The organism is Streptomyces sp. NBC_00358 (genome assembly GCF_036099295.1).
Taxonomy (GTDB): Bacteria; Actinomycetota; Actinomycetes; order Streptomycetales; family Streptomycetaceae; genus Streptomyces.
This window is the reverse complement of record NZ_CP107976.1, coordinates 1,259,332-1,275,621: the sequence shown is the minus strand read 5'-3', so window position 1 is coordinate 1,275,621 and position 16,290 is coordinate 1,259,332. Positions and strand designations below refer to the sequence as shown.

12 protein-coding genes and 1 pseudogene are annotated in these 16,290 nt (G+C 72.1%); 6 read left to right on the top strand and 7 right to left on the bottom strand.

Features of this window, described 5'->3' with window-relative positions:
* Positions 1-75: 75 nt before the first annotated feature.
* Positions 76-1,254 carry a PucR family transcriptional regulator gene (locus tag OHT01_RS05355; RefSeq protein WP_328551955.1) on the top strand — a complete coding sequence of 393 codons (1,179 nt, stop codon included), beginning with the start codon at positions 76-78 and terminating at the stop codon, positions 1,252-1,254.
* 116 nt (positions 1,255-1,370) lie between these two features.
* On the opposite strand, the gene OHT01_RS05350 is transcribed toward OHT01_RS05355, so the two are convergent.
* Positions 1,371-1,826: a TIGR03668 family PPOX class F420-dependent oxidoreductase gene (locus tag OHT01_RS05350; protein WP_443043355.1), complete on the bottom strand. Its 456-nt coding sequence runs from the start codon at positions 1,824-1,826 to the stop codon at positions 1,371-1,373.
* A gap of 98 nt (positions 1,827-1,924) precedes the next feature.
* A complete protein-coding gene (locus OHT01_RS05345; RefSeq protein WP_328551953.1) occupies positions 1,925-2,476 on the bottom strand; it encodes a hypothetical protein in 552 nt (183 codons plus the stop codon).
* A 340-nt stretch (positions 2,477-2,816) separates the two neighbouring features.
* Here OHT01_RS05345 and OHT01_RS05340 point away from each other — a divergent pair, with 340 nt between their 5' ends.
* Together OHT01_RS05340 and OHT01_RS05335 are read left to right on the top strand one after the other, a co-directional pair.
* Positions 2,817-3,251 carry a protease inhibitor gene (locus tag OHT01_RS05340; protein WP_328551952.1) on the top strand — a complete coding sequence of 145 codons (435 nt, stop codon included), beginning with the start codon at positions 2,817-2,819 and terminating at the stop codon, positions 3,249-3,251.
* 501 nt (positions 3,252-3,752) lie between these two features.
* Positions 3,753-5,237, top strand: coding sequence for a phosphatase PAP2 family protein (locus tag OHT01_RS05335; protein WP_328551951.1), 1,485 nt, complete (start codon positions 3,753-3,755; stop codon positions 5,235-5,237).
* Between the two features lie 63 nt (positions 5,238-5,300).
* Here the strand turns inward: OHT01_RS05335 and OHT01_RS05330 are convergent, their stop codons facing one another.
* Positions 5,301-6,803, bottom strand: a complete 1,503-nt coding sequence (locus tag OHT01_RS05330) for an MFS transporter (RefSeq protein WP_328551950.1) — start codon at positions 6,801-6,803, stop codon at positions 5,301-5,303.
* Positions 6,804-6,986: 183 nt separating this feature from the next.
* On the opposite strand from OHT01_RS05330, the pseudogene OHT01_RS05325 reads away from it, so the two are divergent.
* Positions 6,987-7,337, top strand: a pseudogene (locus OHT01_RS05325) (ArsR/SmtB family transcription factor); the annotation flags it as partial.
* Positions 7,338-7,427: 90 nt separating this feature from the next.
* A complete protein-coding gene (locus tag OHT01_RS05320; RefSeq protein WP_328551948.1) occupies positions 7,428-7,964 on the top strand; it encodes an SRPBCC family protein in 537 nt (178 codons plus the stop codon).
* Positions 7,965-7,968: 4 nt separating this feature from the next.
* Here the strand turns inward: OHT01_RS05320 and OHT01_RS05315 are convergent, their stop codons facing one another.
* From OHT01_RS05315 to OHT01_RS05300, 4 genes are all read right to left on the bottom strand, one after another.
* Positions 7,969-10,797: an NHLP bacteriocin export ABC transporter permease/ATPase subunit gene (locus OHT01_RS05315; protein ID WP_328551947.1), complete on the bottom strand. Its 2,829-nt coding sequence runs from the start codon at positions 10,795-10,797 to the stop codon at positions 7,969-7,971.
* Between the two features lies 1 nt (position 10,798).
* A complete protein-coding gene (locus OHT01_RS05310; RefSeq protein WP_328551946.1) occupies positions 10,799-13,021 on the bottom strand; it encodes an NHLP family bacteriocin export ABC transporter peptidase/permease/ATPase subunit in 2,223 nt (740 codons plus the stop codon).
* Positions 13,018-13,827: an HlyD family efflux transporter periplasmic adaptor subunit gene (locus tag OHT01_RS05305; RefSeq protein ID WP_328551945.1), complete on the bottom strand. Its 810-nt coding sequence runs from the start codon at positions 13,825-13,827 to the stop codon at positions 13,018-13,020. Before OHT01_RS05305 ends, OHT01_RS05310 begins: the two co-directional genes overlap by 4 nt.
* 91 nt (positions 13,828-13,918) lie before the next feature.
* Complete coding sequence (locus tag OHT01_RS05300; protein ID WP_328551944.1) at positions 13,919-14,134, bottom strand: type A2 lantipeptide; 216 nt, start codon at positions 14,132-14,134, stop codon at positions 13,919-13,921.
* Positions 14,135-14,858: 724 nt separating this feature from the next.
* Here OHT01_RS05300 and OHT01_RS05295 point away from each other — a divergent pair.
* Positions 14,859-16,199, top strand: coding sequence for a S1 family peptidase (locus OHT01_RS05295; protein WP_328551943.1), 1,341 nt, complete (start codon positions 14,859-14,861; stop codon positions 16,197-16,199).
* Positions 16,200-16,290 lie beyond the last annotated feature (91 nt).

Genomic DNA, 16,290 nt, shown 5'->3' with positions numbered 1-16,290 from the left:
CGAGGTCGATCCTGGCGACTGTGACAAGTCCCGTCCACCGTGGTGCGCACAACGTGCGGCTGGAATCATCACCCTGTGACAAACAAACCGTCCGAGGTCCGGGAACATGTCCGGCAGGAAATGGTCGCCGACCCGCGCGTGTTGGAGGCGATCGTCGCCGCCGTCCACGAACAGGTCCCGGTGTACGCGGCGCTCGACGACAGCAGACTGCCCGAGGTGCGGGCCATCGCGGCCTGGGGCCTGGAACGGCTGCTCCATCTCTGGGCCACCGACGGCACGCTGGGACCGGCCGATCTCCGGCGTTTCCGCGGCATCGCGTCGGCCCGCGCGGCGGACGGACGCCCGGTGCAGGCGGTGCTGCGCGCCTACCGGGTCGCGGGCACCGCCCTCACGGACGAGGTCGCCGCCCGCGCGCCCCGGCTGGCCGCCGCCGACGCCTTCGCGCTGGCCCGCATGCTGCTCGTCACCCTCGACACCCTCTCCGAGGAGATGGCCACCGCCTACGCCGCCACCAGCGAGGACCTGGCCGGCGACCGGACCCGGGCGCTGCGGCTGCTGCTGGACGACCTGATCGCCGGCCGGCACGCCTCGGTGGGCGCGCTGACCGACCGCTCCGCCCGGCTGGGCATCCAGCTCCCGGACCCCTACTGCCTGCTGGTGGCGGAGCCGGTCGCCGCGAACCGGCCCGACCTCGCGCACGAGACGGCGACCGGGCTGCTCGACGCGCTGGCCGGTCCCGGGGGCGAGGTGACGCCTCTCGCGACGGTACGGGGCTCCCGGGCCGTCCTGCTGCTGCCGCTCGCCGCGTCGGCGCGGGCGGGCGCGGTCCTGGGGGAGCGGTCCTGGCGCGGATGTGCCGTCACCGGCGAGAGCCTGGACCGGGTCGCGCTCGCGCACCGGCTCGCCGCCGACGCCCTCGACACCGCGCCGGCCCACGCCCATCGGCCGGGGCACGTTCTCACGGACGCCGACGCGCAGGTCCTCGCCCTGCTCGCCGGGCGCCCGGCCGCCGCGCCCGACCACATCGCCCGGCTGGTGCTGGGGGCGCTCACCGACGCCGCCCAGGGGCATCTGCTGGAGGCGCTCACGGCATACATCGACTCGGGTTCGGCGAACGCGGCGGCGCGGGCGCTGCACCTCCATCCGCAGTCGCTGCGGTATCGCCTGCGCCGCGTCCACGAACTGACCGGCCGTGACCCGCGTGACCCCTGGCAGCGCCTCACCCTGGACATCGCCCGCACGATCCGCGACTGAGCACCGGCTGCTGCTCTTCGCCCCCTCCGCCCCTGCCCGTCCCGTCCTGGGGCTCCGCCCCAGACCCCGCTCCTCAATCGCCGGAGGGGCTGAATCCTCGCCGGTGCTGGAGAGTCTCAGTGTTCCGGTGTGGCCTGCCAGCCGCGCCAGCGGCGGACGGTGATCACGGTCACCGGGCCGTCCGGCGGCCGGTTCCGGTACTGGGGGTACTTGTCCCGCAGCGCGTCGACCGCCGCGGCGTAGCCGTGCGGGAATTCACCGGGCGCCCGCCCGCCGGGTGGCGGGACGACGCGCGCGTCGCCGTCGGCCCGCACCCACCACAGCCGGCCCCAGTCCTCGTCGTAGGCGTCCACCAGCAGACAGACGGCCGGCCGGGCGGCGATGTTGCGCAGCCGCCGCAGCAGCGGGGACCGCTTGGGTTTGTGGTCGACGGCCGTGACCAGTCCGTCGCCGCACCACGCGAACACGAGGGGCACCAGATGTGGACGGCCCTCGGCGTCCACGGTCGCGAGCCGCGCCACCCGCGCCGCCAGGAAGCGGCGGCGCGCCTGCTCCTCGTCCATGTCGGGCACGATCGACTCCGATCCACCGTGGGCGGGGCCACCGCCCGCGGTGCTGCCAGTGTGGCGCGGTACCCGGGGGTGTCGCCGTCAGGGACGGGCCGGCCGGGTCACTCAGCGTCGCCGGGGGAGTCCTGCGGTTCGGCGTCCGGGCCCTGCGAGCGGACCCGCTGCACCTGCTCCAGGGAGTCGCGCAGTTCGGTCAGCCAGTCGTCGGTGTGCCGCTGCACCAGTCGGACGCACCAGGCCAGGGCGTCACTGCGGCTGCGGGCGACCCCGGCCGCGATGAGCGTGTCGAGCACCTCGCGTTCGGGCTGGCGAAGCCGGGTCATGACCGGCGCGGCGACATGCGTGAACAGGGCACGCTCGGTGCCGCACTCCACACCCCAGGAGACCTTCTTGCGGAACTGGTGCTCCGCCTCGCGGGCCACCTCGACGCGGTCCTCGCGGGTGCGTTCGCGGAACTCCTGGATGCGGGCCTGGAGGGCCGCCCCCTTCTCGGCGTCCGAGGCGCCTTCGGCGAGCCTGGGCTCGGGGATGCGGCCGACGACCGTGATCTCCTCACGGTCGACCGTCACCTCCGACAGGCTCTCGAAGAGATCGTCGGGCAGGCGGCCGGCGAACCAGCCGCGCAGCTTCTCGCGTTGCTCCGTTGTAATCATGTAATTACGATTACTCCGTTGCGCTCGATGCGCAAGGGCCGCGGAGGAAGTCCGCCGTCAGCGGAAGTCGAGGCGGCATGCCGGTTGAAGCGGAATGTTTCAGGCCTATTGCTGAGCCGTGTCAATCCGGCCAGGTGGCTGTCCGTGCCGATCAACAACCGCTCAGTTACGGGCCTCGGACGTTCGAATTCTGTAACTTCACGCCACTGATTCAATACTCAAAGTTACCGAAACGCGTGGGGTCGATGTGTGTTTCCTGTGCGGACTCGGCAGACTCGCGCTCGCCGAACCGGCACGACCGAGCCGGTATCGCATTCGATCGAGCGGAAGGATGCACACAATGCCGAACACCGCGCGTTGGGCAGCGACTCTCACCCTCACGGCCACCGCCGTCTGCGGCCCCCTGGTCGGGTCCGCCCACGCAGCCCCCAGCCTCGGCCCGTCCGGGCTCTACGCCCCCTCGGCCCTGGTGCTCACCACGGGCCACGGCCAGACCGCGGCCGATGCCACTCCCGAGCGCGCCGTCACCCTCAACTGCGCTCCGACACCCTCCGGGACCCATCCCGCCGCCTTCGACGCCTGCGCCGAACTCCGCGGCGTCAAGGGTGATTTCGACGCCCTGACACCCAGAAACGATGTGTTCTGTACCAGGCAGTACGACCCCGTCGTCGTCACGGTGGCCGGCGTCTGGCAGGGCAAGCGCGTCTCCTACGAGCGCTCCTTCGCCAACGAGTGCGTGAAGAACTCCTACGGGACGACCGTCTTCGCGTTCTGAGAGACCGGGATCGCGTGGTGGTCGCGGACATGGACCGGGATCCGTAGCTGGGGAGTGCGGGCTCCGTCGCGAGGCGCCATGTGATTTCGCACCGAGGGTCGGTCAGACGGAGTGGGGCCGTCGACCGGCCCTCGGCATTTCCACGTACTCCCCGAAAACTCGGTACGCGGGCCTTCCCCCGAAGCACGGGACGCGGGCCTCCCCCGAAAAGAGCGGGACGCGGGACTCCCCCGGAAGCACGGGACGCGGGCCTCCCGGCCACCGGCGGGCGCCCCTCCGCGCCGGCCCTCCGACGCCCGTCCCTTCCGGAAGCTTCCCCGCCGCGGCCCGCCGGGCATCTCCGGGCCTCGTCGGGCCCCGCCGGAGACCCGGCTCTCCAGGAGGTGCCGTGTCGGTACCGGCCCCCTCGACCGGTCCGGTCCTCCGCCGCACGGCCCACCCGCGTCACCGTTCCGGGTCACTCGGGATGCCGGTACGGCCGAGGCGGCGTAGCCGTGGAGCATGGGTGCACTCGGCGAATGGGACCAGCGGCTGTTCACACGGGTGGCCGGGGCGCGGGTACCCGGAGCCGATCCGGCGCTGCGGCGGCTCAGTCACGCGGCCAACCACGGACGGCTGTGGCTCGGCACGGCCGCGGGGATCGGCCTGGTCGGCGGACCGACGGGACGCCGGGCGGCACTGCGCGGCCTGGGCTCGCTGGCGCTGGCCTCGTTCACCGTCAACACGCTGGTGAAATGGAGCGCGCGGCGCCCCCGCCCGCTGCTGGAAGGCGTGCCCTCGATCCGGCGCCTGGCCCGTCAGCCGCACACCACGTCCTTCCCCTCCGGACACTCCGCCTCCGCCGCGGCCTTCGCCACCGCGGTCGCCCTGGAGTCCACGCGCTACGGCGCTCTGGTCGCGCCGGTGGCCGCCGCCGTCGCCTTCTCACGGGTCTACGTCGGGGTGCACTACCCGGGAGACGTGCTCGCCGGAGTGGCCATCGGCGCGAGCGCGGCCGCCCTCACCTGCCGCTGGTGGCCGCCGCGCACGGTCGTACCGGAGCGGGCGCGGCCCGGGGCGCGGGCACCGGCACTGCCGAGCGGCAAGGGCCTGGTCGTCTTCGTCAACGACCTGGCCGGCGCCGGAGTGTCGTCGGCGTCGGCGCTGTCGCCCGCCGCGCGGCTGCGTGCGCTGCTGCCCGAGGCCGAGCTGATCGAGCGCGGCCCCGGTGACGACCTCACGGAGCTGCTCGCCACCGCGGCCGACCGGGCCGCGAGGACCGGCGGCGCGCTCGGTGTCTGCGGCGGCGACGGCAGTGTCAACGCGGCCGCCCTCGCGGCCGCCGAACGGGGGCTGGCGCTGGCCGTGTTCCCCGGCGGCGCCCTCAACCGCTTCGCGCGGGACGTGGGCGCCCGGAACTTCGAGGACACCTCCGCCGCGGTCGCCGCGGGCCAGGCGGTGACGGTGGACCTCGGCGTCGCCCGCTCCGGGACGGGACCGGACATGCCGTTCCTCAACGCGTTCAGCATCGGGCCGTACCCCGAACTCATGCGTTTCCACGAGCGGTTGGAGCCGCGCTGGGGCAGCCGGACGGCGGCGGCCGCCGCTCTGCTCCGGGTGCTGAGCACCGCGCGGCCCATCGAGCTCGACGTCAACGGCCGGCCCCGCCGCCTGTGGCTGCTCCTCGCGGGCAACGGCGGCTACGTCCCCGAGGGCCTCGCCCCCGACTTCCGGCCGCGCCTGGACGACGGGCTGCTCGACCTGCGCCTCGCGGACGCCGATCACCGCCTCGCCCGTACCCGCCTCGTCGCCGCCACGTTGCTCGGGACCCTGCGGCATTCACGCGTCTACGGCGACGAGCGGGTCCCCTGGGTGGAACTGGACGGGATCCCGGGCGCGGACACCCTGGCGTACGACGGTGAAGTCCACCCCGGCGCGGCCGGGTTGAGGCTGGAGAAGGAGCGCCGGGCGCTGGTCGTGTACCGGCCCGCGGGCGCCGACGGATGAGGGGCCGCCGTCTCCCTGCGGACGGCGGCCCCCCGGCCCGGCGGTGACCGGGTCAGGATCCGGTCACATGTGGACGGCCGGCGCGGCGTCCGGGTCCTGGACCGGCTTGCCGCGGCGGTAGAGCACGAGCGTGACGAGTGCTCCGGCGGCGAAGAAGCCGGCCGACCACCAGAAGGCGGTGGTGTAGCTCTCGATCGTCGACTGGGCCCGGACCAGCTTGTCCGTCGGGTCCTTGCCCGCGAGATAGCTGGTCGAGGCGCTCGCGGCGAGCGTGCTCAGCAGGGCCGTACCGATCGAACCGCCCACCTGCTGCATGGTGTTGACGGTCGCGGAGGCCACGCCCGCGTCCTCGGGCGCGATCCCGCCGGTGGCCAGTGACATCGCGGGCGGCATCACCATGCCGAGGCCCGCGCCGATCAGCAGCAACTGCGGCAGCACGTCGGTCGAGAAGGACGAGCCGACGCCGATGCCGGTCAGCCAGGCCATGCCGACCGCGGCGACCGCGAATCCGGCGGGGATGACCGCCTTCGGCCCGATCCTGGGCACCAGCACGGTGGTGGAGACCTGGGCCATGACCATCAGGGCCGCCATCATCGGCAGGAACGCCACACCCGTCCTGGTGGGGCTGAAGCCGAGGTTGAGCTGAAGGTAGTAGGTGAGGAAGAGGAACACGCCGAACATGCCCGCGCCGGTGATCAGCACCGTCAGGAACGAGGCGGCCCGGTTGCGGTCGAGCAGGACGCGCATCGGCAGCAGCGGGTGCTTCGCCCGGGTCTGCCACCAGGTGAACGCGCTCAGCAGGATTCCGCCCGCGACGAGGAAGCCCCAGGTGGCCGGTGAACTCCAGTCGTGTGTCTCGGCGTTGGAGAAACCGAAGACCACGGCGAACAGACCGGTGGAGACCAGCAGCGTGCCGGGCAGGTCGAGCTTGGAGCCGGCCGCGTCACGGTGACCGCTCAGCAGGACCCAGCCGCCCGCGAAGGCGACGACCGCGAAGACGAGGTTGACGAACAGCGTCCAGCGCCAGTCGAGCGCGTCGGTCAGGACGCCGCCGAGCAGCAGGCCCACCGCGCCACCGGCACCGGCGATGGCGCCGTACACGCTGAACGCCTTGGCGCGCTCCTTGGCGTCGGTGAACGTCGTGTTGAGCAGGGAGAGGGCGGCCGGGGCGAGGAGGGCACCGAACACACCCTGCAGGGCGCGGGCGGTGACCAGCATCCCGAAGCCGGTCGAGGCGCCGCCCAGGACGGACGCGCCGGCGAATCCGGCGACACCCACGAGGAAGGCGGGCTTGCGTCCGAAGAGGTCCGCGATGCGCCCGCCGAGCAGCAGCAGGGAGGCGAAGGCCAGCGAGTAGGCGGTGACGATCCACTGCCGGTTGCCGTCGGAGAAGCCGAGGTCCGCCTGGGCGGAGGGCAGGGCGATGTTCACGATGGTGGCGTCGAGGACCACCATCAGCTGCGCGATGCCGATGATCGACAGGATCCACCACCGTCGCTTCGACGGGGGTGCGGACGTCGTCTCCGCGGCACCCGCGCCGGTGCCTTTGGTCAGTGTCTGGGACATGGGGGAAGCACTCCAGGGAAGTTGCTCGTTACGTGCACGTAAACGAAACGGTTTCGTACACATCGACGTTCCGACCTTAGACTCCCTTCGATCGAAACGGCAACGTTTCGCTAAGTGACCGGGTGTGATGTCCGTCCCATTCATTCCTTGACGGTCATATGACTGTCGAGGCATATTGGTCGCATGTCCGACGACGCCCCCCTCTGGGCCGCCCTCGCCGACCCCCACCGGCGGGCCATCGTCGCGCTCCTGCTGGAGCGTCCCCGGGCCGTCGGTGAGATCGTCGAGGCGTGCGGGCTCAGCCAGCCGGGCACCTCGAAGCATCTGCGGGTGCTGCGCGACGCGGGGCTCGTCCGGGTGCGGCAGGAGGCGCAACGCCGCGTCTACGCCCTCGACCCGGCCCCGATCGCCGCACTCGACGCCTGGCTCACCCCGTACCGCACGCTGTGGAACGAGAGCCTGGACGCCCTCGGCCGCCGGCTGGACGGGGACGGGGACCGCCTGGCGGGCGAGCCGCCGGACCACCCCGAAGAGCCGTTCCCGCACGACCGAAGGCAGCCGAACGCCGAAGTACCCCCACGGGACGCACCGTCATCGGAAGCACCCTCACCGAAGGACTGAGCCATGTCCGCCGAAGCCACCGCCCACACCGGGACCTACCTGACCCTGGACGACGGCCGCCCCGCCGTCCGCTTCAGCCGCACCTACGACCACCCCGTCGACCGCGTCTGGCGGTTCGTGACCGACCCCGTCGAACTCGCCGCGTGGTTCCCCTCCCGCGCCGAGATGGAACTGCGCCCCGGCGGCACGATCACGTTCAGGGGCGATCCGCACATGCCGGAGTCGACGGGCCGCGTCCTCGCCGTCGACCCGCCCCGCCATCTCTCCTTCGAGTGGGGCGGCGACGAACTGCGCTTCGACCTCGAAGCCCTCGACGACCGGCGCACCCGCTTCACGCTCACCAACGTGCTCGCCGAACGGAACACGGCAGCCCGCAACGGCGCCGGCTGGGAGGTGTGCCTCACCGCCCTCGACGCGACGGCGGCGGGTGAACGGTCCGAGGGCCCGCACGCCGGCGGGATCGCGGCCTGGAAGGAGATCTACGAGGCCTACGTCGAGGCGGGAGTCCCCTCCGGCGCCCCCGTCCCGGGGACGGACTGAGCGTTCAGGCCAGTTGCCGCCGCACCAGCTCGTGCAACCGTCCGCCCGTGTCCGCCAACAGTCGCGCGGGCGGGCCCTGCTCGGCGACCCGGCCGTTCTCCATCACGATGACGCGGTCCGCGTCCAGCACGGTCGACAGCCGGTGCGCGATCACCACCCGGGTGGCGTTCAACGCCTTGGTGCTCTCGATCACCGTGCGCTGCGTCGCGTTGTCGAGGGCGCTCGTCGCCTCGTCGAAGAAGAGGATGCGCGGCCGCCGGATCAGCGCCTGGGCGATCATCAGCCGCTGGCGCTGGCCGCCCGAGATCGCGCCGCTCCCCGCGACGAGGGTGTGGAGCCCCATGGGCATCCGCCTGATGTCCTCGGCCAGACCCGCCATCTCGGCCGCCTCCATCGCCTCGTCCGGCGTGTACGGCTCGGTGCCGCAGATGCAGTCGAGGACCGACCCGGTGAACGGCTGCGCGTGCTGGAGCACGACACCGCACTGACGGCGTACCGCGGACTGGTCGAGCGCCCCCAGGTCCTGGCCGTCGTAGAGCACGCTGCCCGACACCGGCCTGTCGAAGCCGATCAGCAGCCGCAGCAGGGTGGACTTCCCGCAGCCGCTCGGTCCGACGATCGCCACGAACTCGCCCGGCCGGATCGCGAACGACACGTCGTCGAGGACGAGCGGACCGTCGTCGGCGTACCGGAACGACAGCCGCCGCGCCTCGATCGCGCCCGACAGGACACCCGGACGGGTGCTCGCCACCCGCACCTCGGGTGTCGCGTCCAGCACCGGCCTGATCTCCTCGAACATGGGCAGCGCCGCCGCCGCGGAGACGAACGCGCCGGTGATCTGGGTGACCGAGGTCAGCAGCATCGTCATCGACGTGTTGAAGGTGAGGAAGTCCGCCGCAGACAGCGAGCCGTGTGCCGGGCCCGCCAGCAGCATGAACATCAGCAGGGAGCACAGCGGCAGATACACCGCGCCCAGCACCGCCGTCAGGTTCTTGACGCGGCCGACCTGCTGCTGGAGCTCACGGCTGCGGGCGAACTCGCCCGCCCAGGCCGCGTACGCGTAGTTCTCAGCCGCCGCGACCCGCAGCTTGGGCAGACCGCGCAACGTCTGGAAGGCCTGGTTGTTGAGCTTGTTGCCCAGCACCACCAGACGACGCTGGCCGCGCACCTGCCACAGACCGAGACCGAGGAACACGGCCGCGATCACCACCAGCATGCCGATCGCGGCCAGCGCCATCGGCACACTGAACCAGAGCAGCAGGCCCAGGTTCATCGCGGCGACCGTGGCCGCCTGCGCGAGCGTCGGCCCGACTCCCGCGAGCAGCCGGCGGATCGCGCTGACTCCCATCGCGGCACTCGCCAGCTCCCCGGTCGAGCGGGCCGCGAAGAACGCCGTCGGCAGCCGCAGCAGCCGGTCCCAGACGGCCGGTTGGAGACTCGCCTCGATCCGGCCCTCCATCCGCAGCAGCGTGAGGTTCTGCAACAGCATGAACGCGGCCGACACGACGCTGGTGACCATGAGCGCGAGACAGACCTGCACGATCAGCCCGTGCTCGGCCTTCGGGACGTACTCGCCGAGCACCCTGCCGGTCGCGATCGGCACCAGCGCGCCGATCGCCACGGTCACCAGGGAGCTGATCGCGAGGTTGCGCAGATCGCCGCCGGTGCCCGTGAGACAGAACCGCAGCAGCCGCAGCGGGCTCAGCCTCCGCTCGGGCAGCGGACGGTAGAACATCACCGCCCGAGCCTCGAACTCCGCCGCGTTGGCCTTCTCGACCGGCGTCTCCCGCCCGGACGACGGCTGCACGGCCACATATCCGCCGCGCCGCCACAGCAGCGCGACCGGAGCCCCGGACACCGCCCGGTGACCGACCAGCGGGCCGATGTCGTCGCGCCACCAGCGCCCGTCGAGACGCACCGCGCGGGCCCGGACCCGTGAGGCGAGCGCGATCCGCTCGACCGGGTCGAGCCGGTCGCTCTCCGTGCCGCTCTGCGCCCGCTCGGCGAGGGTGATCCCGGCGGCGCGGGCGACCAACTGGCAGGCCGCGTACGTGGCGTCCGCCTCGGCCGCGGTGGGACGCTTCCCCGACGGTCTGCCGATCGACGCGAGCAGCGTACGGTCGGCCTGGGCGCGGACGTCCTCGCCGGCCTTGATGCCCGCCGCCGTACGGTCCTCGTGACCGGTCTCCAGCTCCTCGATCCAGCGGTCGAGGGTGGCCAGCAGCCGGTACTGCTGGTCGACCATGCTCTGCCAGAGCCCGGAGTCCATCAGCAGCTCGGCCGCCGCCTCGGCCCCGTACAGGGAGCCGTACCGCACGCTCCCCGGCGGGACCCGCATCCAGAAGACATCGTCGTCGGTGGGCGCCGCCGCGTTCCCGGCCGCCGTCGGAGCCTGGATGAGGATGGACAGACTGCGTCCGACGCCGAGGGCGAGCGCGTGCTCCAGCGGACTCTCCGTCGGCGGCACGTACTGCGGGTTGCCGTAGGCGTCGTACGACCAGGTCGCCGTGTCGGCCTGCTGATACAGCTCCCGCAACCCGATCCGGCGCACCTCGCAGTCGCGCAACGGCCGCCCGACCAGCGTGTGCTGAGGGCCCGTCACCGGACCGAGCAGCAACGAGCCCGCTTCGAGCCGGCCGAGGTGATGCCAGTGCCCCTGCTCCGCGGCGTCGACCGCGAACAGGTCCATGGCGCCCGCGGTCACCAGCCACAGGACCTGCGGACCCTCCAGATCGAGACGGCTCAGCCCCGCGCAGCCGACCGGAGTGCCCATGCCGCCGAGCGCGCCGAGCACCACGTCCTGCTCATGGACGCCCTCGTGAACCGTGGTCATCTCAACGCTCCCTGACCAGAGCGGCGTACGGACCGCCGGCCGCCACCAGTGCCTCGTGCCGCCCGCGTTCCACGACCGAGCCGTGGTCGAGTACGACGATCTCGTCGCTGTCCCGCACGGTGCTGAGCCGGTGGGCGATCACCACACAGGCGCAGCCGCGCCGGCGCAGGTTGTCCATGACGGTCTGCTCCGTCTCGGCGTCCAGGGCGCTGGTCACCTCGTCGAGCACCAGGATGCTGGGCCTGCGCACCAACGCCCGCGCGATCTCCAGGCGTTGCCGCTGACCGCCGGAGAAATTGCGTCCGTCCTGCTCGACCCGGCTGTGGATCCCGCCGGGACGACGCGTCACGACCTCGTACAGCGAGGCGTCCTGAAGCGCGGCGACCACCGCGTCGTCCGGGATCGAGGGGTCCCACAGCGCCACGTTGTCGCGGACCGTCCCCTCGAACAGGAAGACGTCCTGGTCGACGAAGGAGACCGAGGCCGCGAGCGCGCCCCGCGGGATGTCCTCCAGCCGCCGGCCGTCGATCCGGATCGAGCCCTCCCACGGCGCGTACAGTCCCGAGATCAGCCGGGAGACAGTCGACTTGCCGCTGCCCGAACCGCCGACCAGCGCGACCTGCTGACCCGGCCCGACCGTCAGCGAGAACCCGGTGAGCAGCGGCTTGTCGAGCGGGCTGTAGCCGAACGTGACGTTCTCCAGCTCCACCCGACCCCGCAGCCGCCGGGTCGACTCGCCGGTTCCCGAGCGGGCGTAGAGCGGGTCGGCCCGGAAGTTCTCGACGTCCTTCAGACGCGCCACGTCGGCGGCGAAGTCCTGGATGCGGCCCGCGACGCCGTTGAGCCGGGTGACCGGCGCGGTGAACCGGGTGACCAGCGCCTGGAACGCGACCAGCAGCCCCACGGAGACATGACCCTCGACCGCCCGCAGGCCGCCGATCCACAGGATCAGCGCGCTGTTGAGCGTCGCGAGCGTCGGAGCGACCACCCCCAGCCAGGCGCTCGGCACCCCGAGGCGCTGCTGCTCCTCCAGCGTGGTGGCGTGCTGCCCGGCCCACTTGCGGAAGTAGCCGTCCTCACCGCCGGTGGCCTTCATCGTCTCGATCAACTGGAGCCCGGTGTAAGCGGTGTTGGTCAGCCGGGCGGTATCGGCGCGCAGCTTGGCGGTACGGGTCGCGCGCAGCCGGATCACCACCCGCATCGCCACCACGTTGAGCAGGGCGACACCGATGCCGACGGCCGTCAGCTGCGGGTCGTACGTGTACAGCAGCACGGCGTAGAGGACGACGACGACCGCGTCCACACCCGCGGCGGCCAGATCGCGGGCCAGCGTCTCGGCCACCGCGTCGTTCGACTGGAGCCGCTGCACCAGGTCGGCCGGGCTGCGCTGGGAGAAGAAGGTGACCGGGAGCCGCAGCAGGTGGCGCAGGAAACGGGCGCTGGAGAGCGTCGAGGAGATGATGCGGCCGCGCAGCAGATTCGCCTGCTGCAACCAGGTCAGCACCACCGTGAGCAGAACGGAGGCGCCCATCGACGCGAACAGCACGCCGAGCAGCGAACTGCGGCCGCCGATCAGATACTGGTCGATGAACGTCCGGCTGAGCGCGGGCACCGCCGCGCCGACCACCACCAGCAGCAGACTCGCCAGCACGGCGGCGGGCATCGTGCCCGAAGTGCCGCGCAGCCGGGCCGGCATGGCACCCAGCACCCCCGGTCTGCGGCCGCCCCTGCGGAACCCGGAGCCGGGCTCCATGACCAGCACGACTCCGGTGAAGCCGGTGTCGAAATCCTCCATCGGCACGAAACGGCGGCCCTTGCCCGGGTCGTTGACGTACACGCCCCGGCGCCCGAGGCGGCGTCCCATGCCGTCGTACACGACGTAGTGGTTGAACTCCCAGAACAGGATCGCGGGCCCGCGCACCTCGGCGAGCGCGGCCGTGTCCATCTGCATGCCCTTGGCGGTCAGACCGTAACTGCGCGCCGCCTTCAGCAGATTGCTGGCGCGCGAGCCGTCACGGGAGACACCGCACGCGATGCGGAGCTCTTCGAGCGGGATGTGCCGGCCGTAGTGGCCGAGCACCATGGCGAGGGAGGCCGCACCGCACTCCACGGCCTCCATCTGGAGCACGGTGGGGGTGCGGACACGCCCGGCCCGGCTCCTGGGCACGCTGCGCCGGGGCGGCGCGGCGCGCCGTCTGCTTCGGGTGTCCGGTGCGCTGGTCACGGCAGGAGCCAATCGACGGGGCGCTGTCCGGCCAGCCGGATCGAGGCCGTGGCGAGGGTCATGGAGGCGAGCGCGTACGGCGGCCCGTCGGCGGAGGACCACTTCAGGCCGCTCCCGGTGCCGGACGAACGGTCGAGCCGGACCAGGACGGCCACCGGCCTGCCCTTCCGGGTGAACTGCTCGCCCAGTTGGCTGTCGCCCAGGTAGGCGGCGATCTGCTGCCGGGTCTGCGCGCTCCGGCCCACCGTCCGCACATGTCCGCGCAGCACCCCGTACTGCTGGGCCGGCACCGACTGGACGGCCAGATCGACGGCGGCCCCGGCGGGAATCGTGGCGGCGCTCGCGGCGGGGACGTACACCGTCGCGTACAGCGGGTCGTCGGAGTGGGCGACCTTCTCCACGGCGGCCACGTTCGCGCCGGTCGGGATGATCGCGCCGATGGTGGCGGCGAGCGCGGTGACACGGCCCGCGGCGATGGTGCGGACGACGGCCGACCGGCCTTGCGCCGTACGGACCTTGAGTACGGGGGCGTTCACGGGGAGCCGTTCGCCCTCCTTCGCGAGGACCGCCGTGACCTGTCCCGCGACCGGGCTCTGCAGGATGTAACTGCCCTCCGCGTAGGTGAGAACGGCGGGCGCGCCGACCGTGGAGGCGACGGTGCCGGTCACGGCCCAGACGGACGCCGCGGCCATGGCGACGACCGTCACGGACAGGACGAGCCAGCCCTGCGGGCGGGCGAAGCGCACCGGAAGGTCGAGCTCTTCCGGCGATCGCAGCTTGGCGAGGGCCTGTTGGCGGAACTGCACGGTTCTCTTCTCACCTGTTCGAGAGGCTCACGGCACCCGAGAGTCCCGGAACCGGTGGGGCGGTTCCGGGACTCGGCGGCGTGAGACGCGGTCAGAGACCGGCGACCAGGCCGGTGACCGGGGCGGTGTTCAGGCCGGTCACACCCTCGACGGTGCCGACGGCCGTGCCCACGATGCCGGAAACCGGGGCAACGCTGTCCACCAGGCCGGTGACGGTGCCGACGGCGTTCAGCGCGAGGCCACCGGAGACGTTGTCGAGGTCGGCGTCGGAGATCTCGGCGGTCTCGACACGGGGGGTGGAGTTCATGATGGAACTTCCCTTCATATGGATATTCACAAGGGGGAGAGCGGCCCCCTCCGGGGGACAGATGACGGCCGCGCCGCAGGGGTGCGGCTCCCGCTCCCGGGAGCGGTGCCGCGACCTCCGCGGTGCCACGGATCAAAGCACGGGCGCGGGGCGCGCTTCCAATCAACCAAGGCTCTCACCTGGGAACTTGTGCTCCCCGGGCGGTGAACCGTGCAGGCGTCCACACGCCTCTGCGGCCACTTCTTCACATGCTGCGCGGCATCGTTCCACGCGAACCCTTGCCGTCCCCGCACCGAATGGGACAGTCCCGGCCCAATGGCTCGCAGGGGGGCGCGCGACTGTGCAGATCCCCGGTGCGCGGTGACCTCGCTGGGCATGGGCTGTGCAGATTCCCTGAACCCGGGATTCCGCTCCCGTTCGTCGACGGAGCGTCGCCGGCCGATCGCACACCGTGCGGGGCGGGGCGGGATTCGGGTCGCGCGGTGTGCGATCGGCCCTGCGGCCCGGCCGGGACCGGGTGTCCCGTATTCGTTCTCCGCCTCGGCTCCGTGCGGCGGAAATGGACCGGTTGTCTCCGCAATCGGTGCCTTTGGCGCGGCCAACTCCCGCAATTTGCAATGGCAGTTGAACGCCCCGTGTGACGCGTGCGTATCAACAGGCAACCAGGCGCCCCCCCAGTCAGCTGCCGGACGCGGCATCGACCCCGTCCCCAGGAGGTCAAGAGTTGAGTCACAAACGGATACCCAAGCGCAAGGCCGCCATCGCGGTGGGCGGCGTTGCGGCGCTCGGAGCAGCGGCTCTGCTGCTGCCCCACGCCAACGCGTCGCAGACGAACGGGGACAACGCCACTCCCAGAACGTTCAAGGCGACCGACGTCTCGAACGTCGCCTCGATGCTCGCCACCCAACTGGGTGATGCCTTCGCGGGTTCGTACTACGACCCGGCGAAGAAGCAGCTCGTGGTCAACGTCGTCGGTAACAACAGCAACGTCGTCAACCAGATCGAGCAGGCCGGCGCCGTGGCGCACCAGGTGCAGAACAGCACCTCGGCGTTGCAGACCGCCGCCAAGACGCTGAAGGCGGACGCGACGATCCCCGGCACGGCGTGGGCGGTCGACCCGAAGACGAACCAGATCCAGGTGACCGCGGACTCCACCGTCACGGGCGGCAAGTGGAACACCGTGCAGTCGACCGTCAAGAACCTCGGTTCGGGCGTGGCGACCCTCAAGAAGTCCTCGGGAACCTTCAAGACGTTCGTGGACGGCGGTGACGCCATCTTCGGCGGCAACGTGCGCTGTTCGCTCGGCTTCAACGTCACCGCGGGCGACGGCACCCCCGCCTTCCTCACCGCGGGCCACTGCGGTGTCGCCGCCGCCAAGTGGTCGGACTCGCAGACGGGCGCGTCCATCGCGACCGTCGACCAGGCCACCTTCCCCGGCAACGGCGACTTCGCCCTCGTCAAGTACGACGACCCGGCCACGAAGACCAACAGCGCGGTCAACGTCGGCAACGGGCAGAGCGTCCAGATCAACGCGGCCGTCGACGCCACCGTCGGCACGCAGGTCTTCCGGATGGGCAGCACCACCGGTCTGCACAACGGCAACGTGACCGGCCTCGACGCCACCGTGAACTACCCGGAGGGCACGGTCACCGGCCTCATCCAGACCGATGTGTGCGCCGAGGCGGGCGACAGCGGTGGCTCCCTGTTCACCCAGGACGGCGGCGCGGTCGGCCTGACCTCCGGCGGCAGCGGTGACTGCACCGCGGGCGGCGAGACCTTCTTCCAGCCGGTCACCACCGCGCTGGCGGCGGTCGGCGCGACGCTGGGTGCGGGAGACGCGGGCGCCGGTGCCGGTGCCGCGGACCCGAGCGCGAGCGCGGCGGACCCGAGCGCGGGCGCCAGTGACGCGGCGGGCGCGGGCGACCAGGCGGGCGGCGCGGCCGACCAGTCCGGCGCGATGGGCGACCAGAGCGGCGCGGCGGGCGACCAGTCCGGCGCGGCGGGCGACGATCAGTCCGGAGCCGGGATGAACGACGGCTCGGGCATGGTGTCGGCCACCCCGTGAAGCCGGTGAGCCCGGCGATCAAGAACCACTGAGCGGCCAACGGAACAGGGAATTCCGGTCGACAGTGGACAGGTCCGGCCCTCCGGCGGGA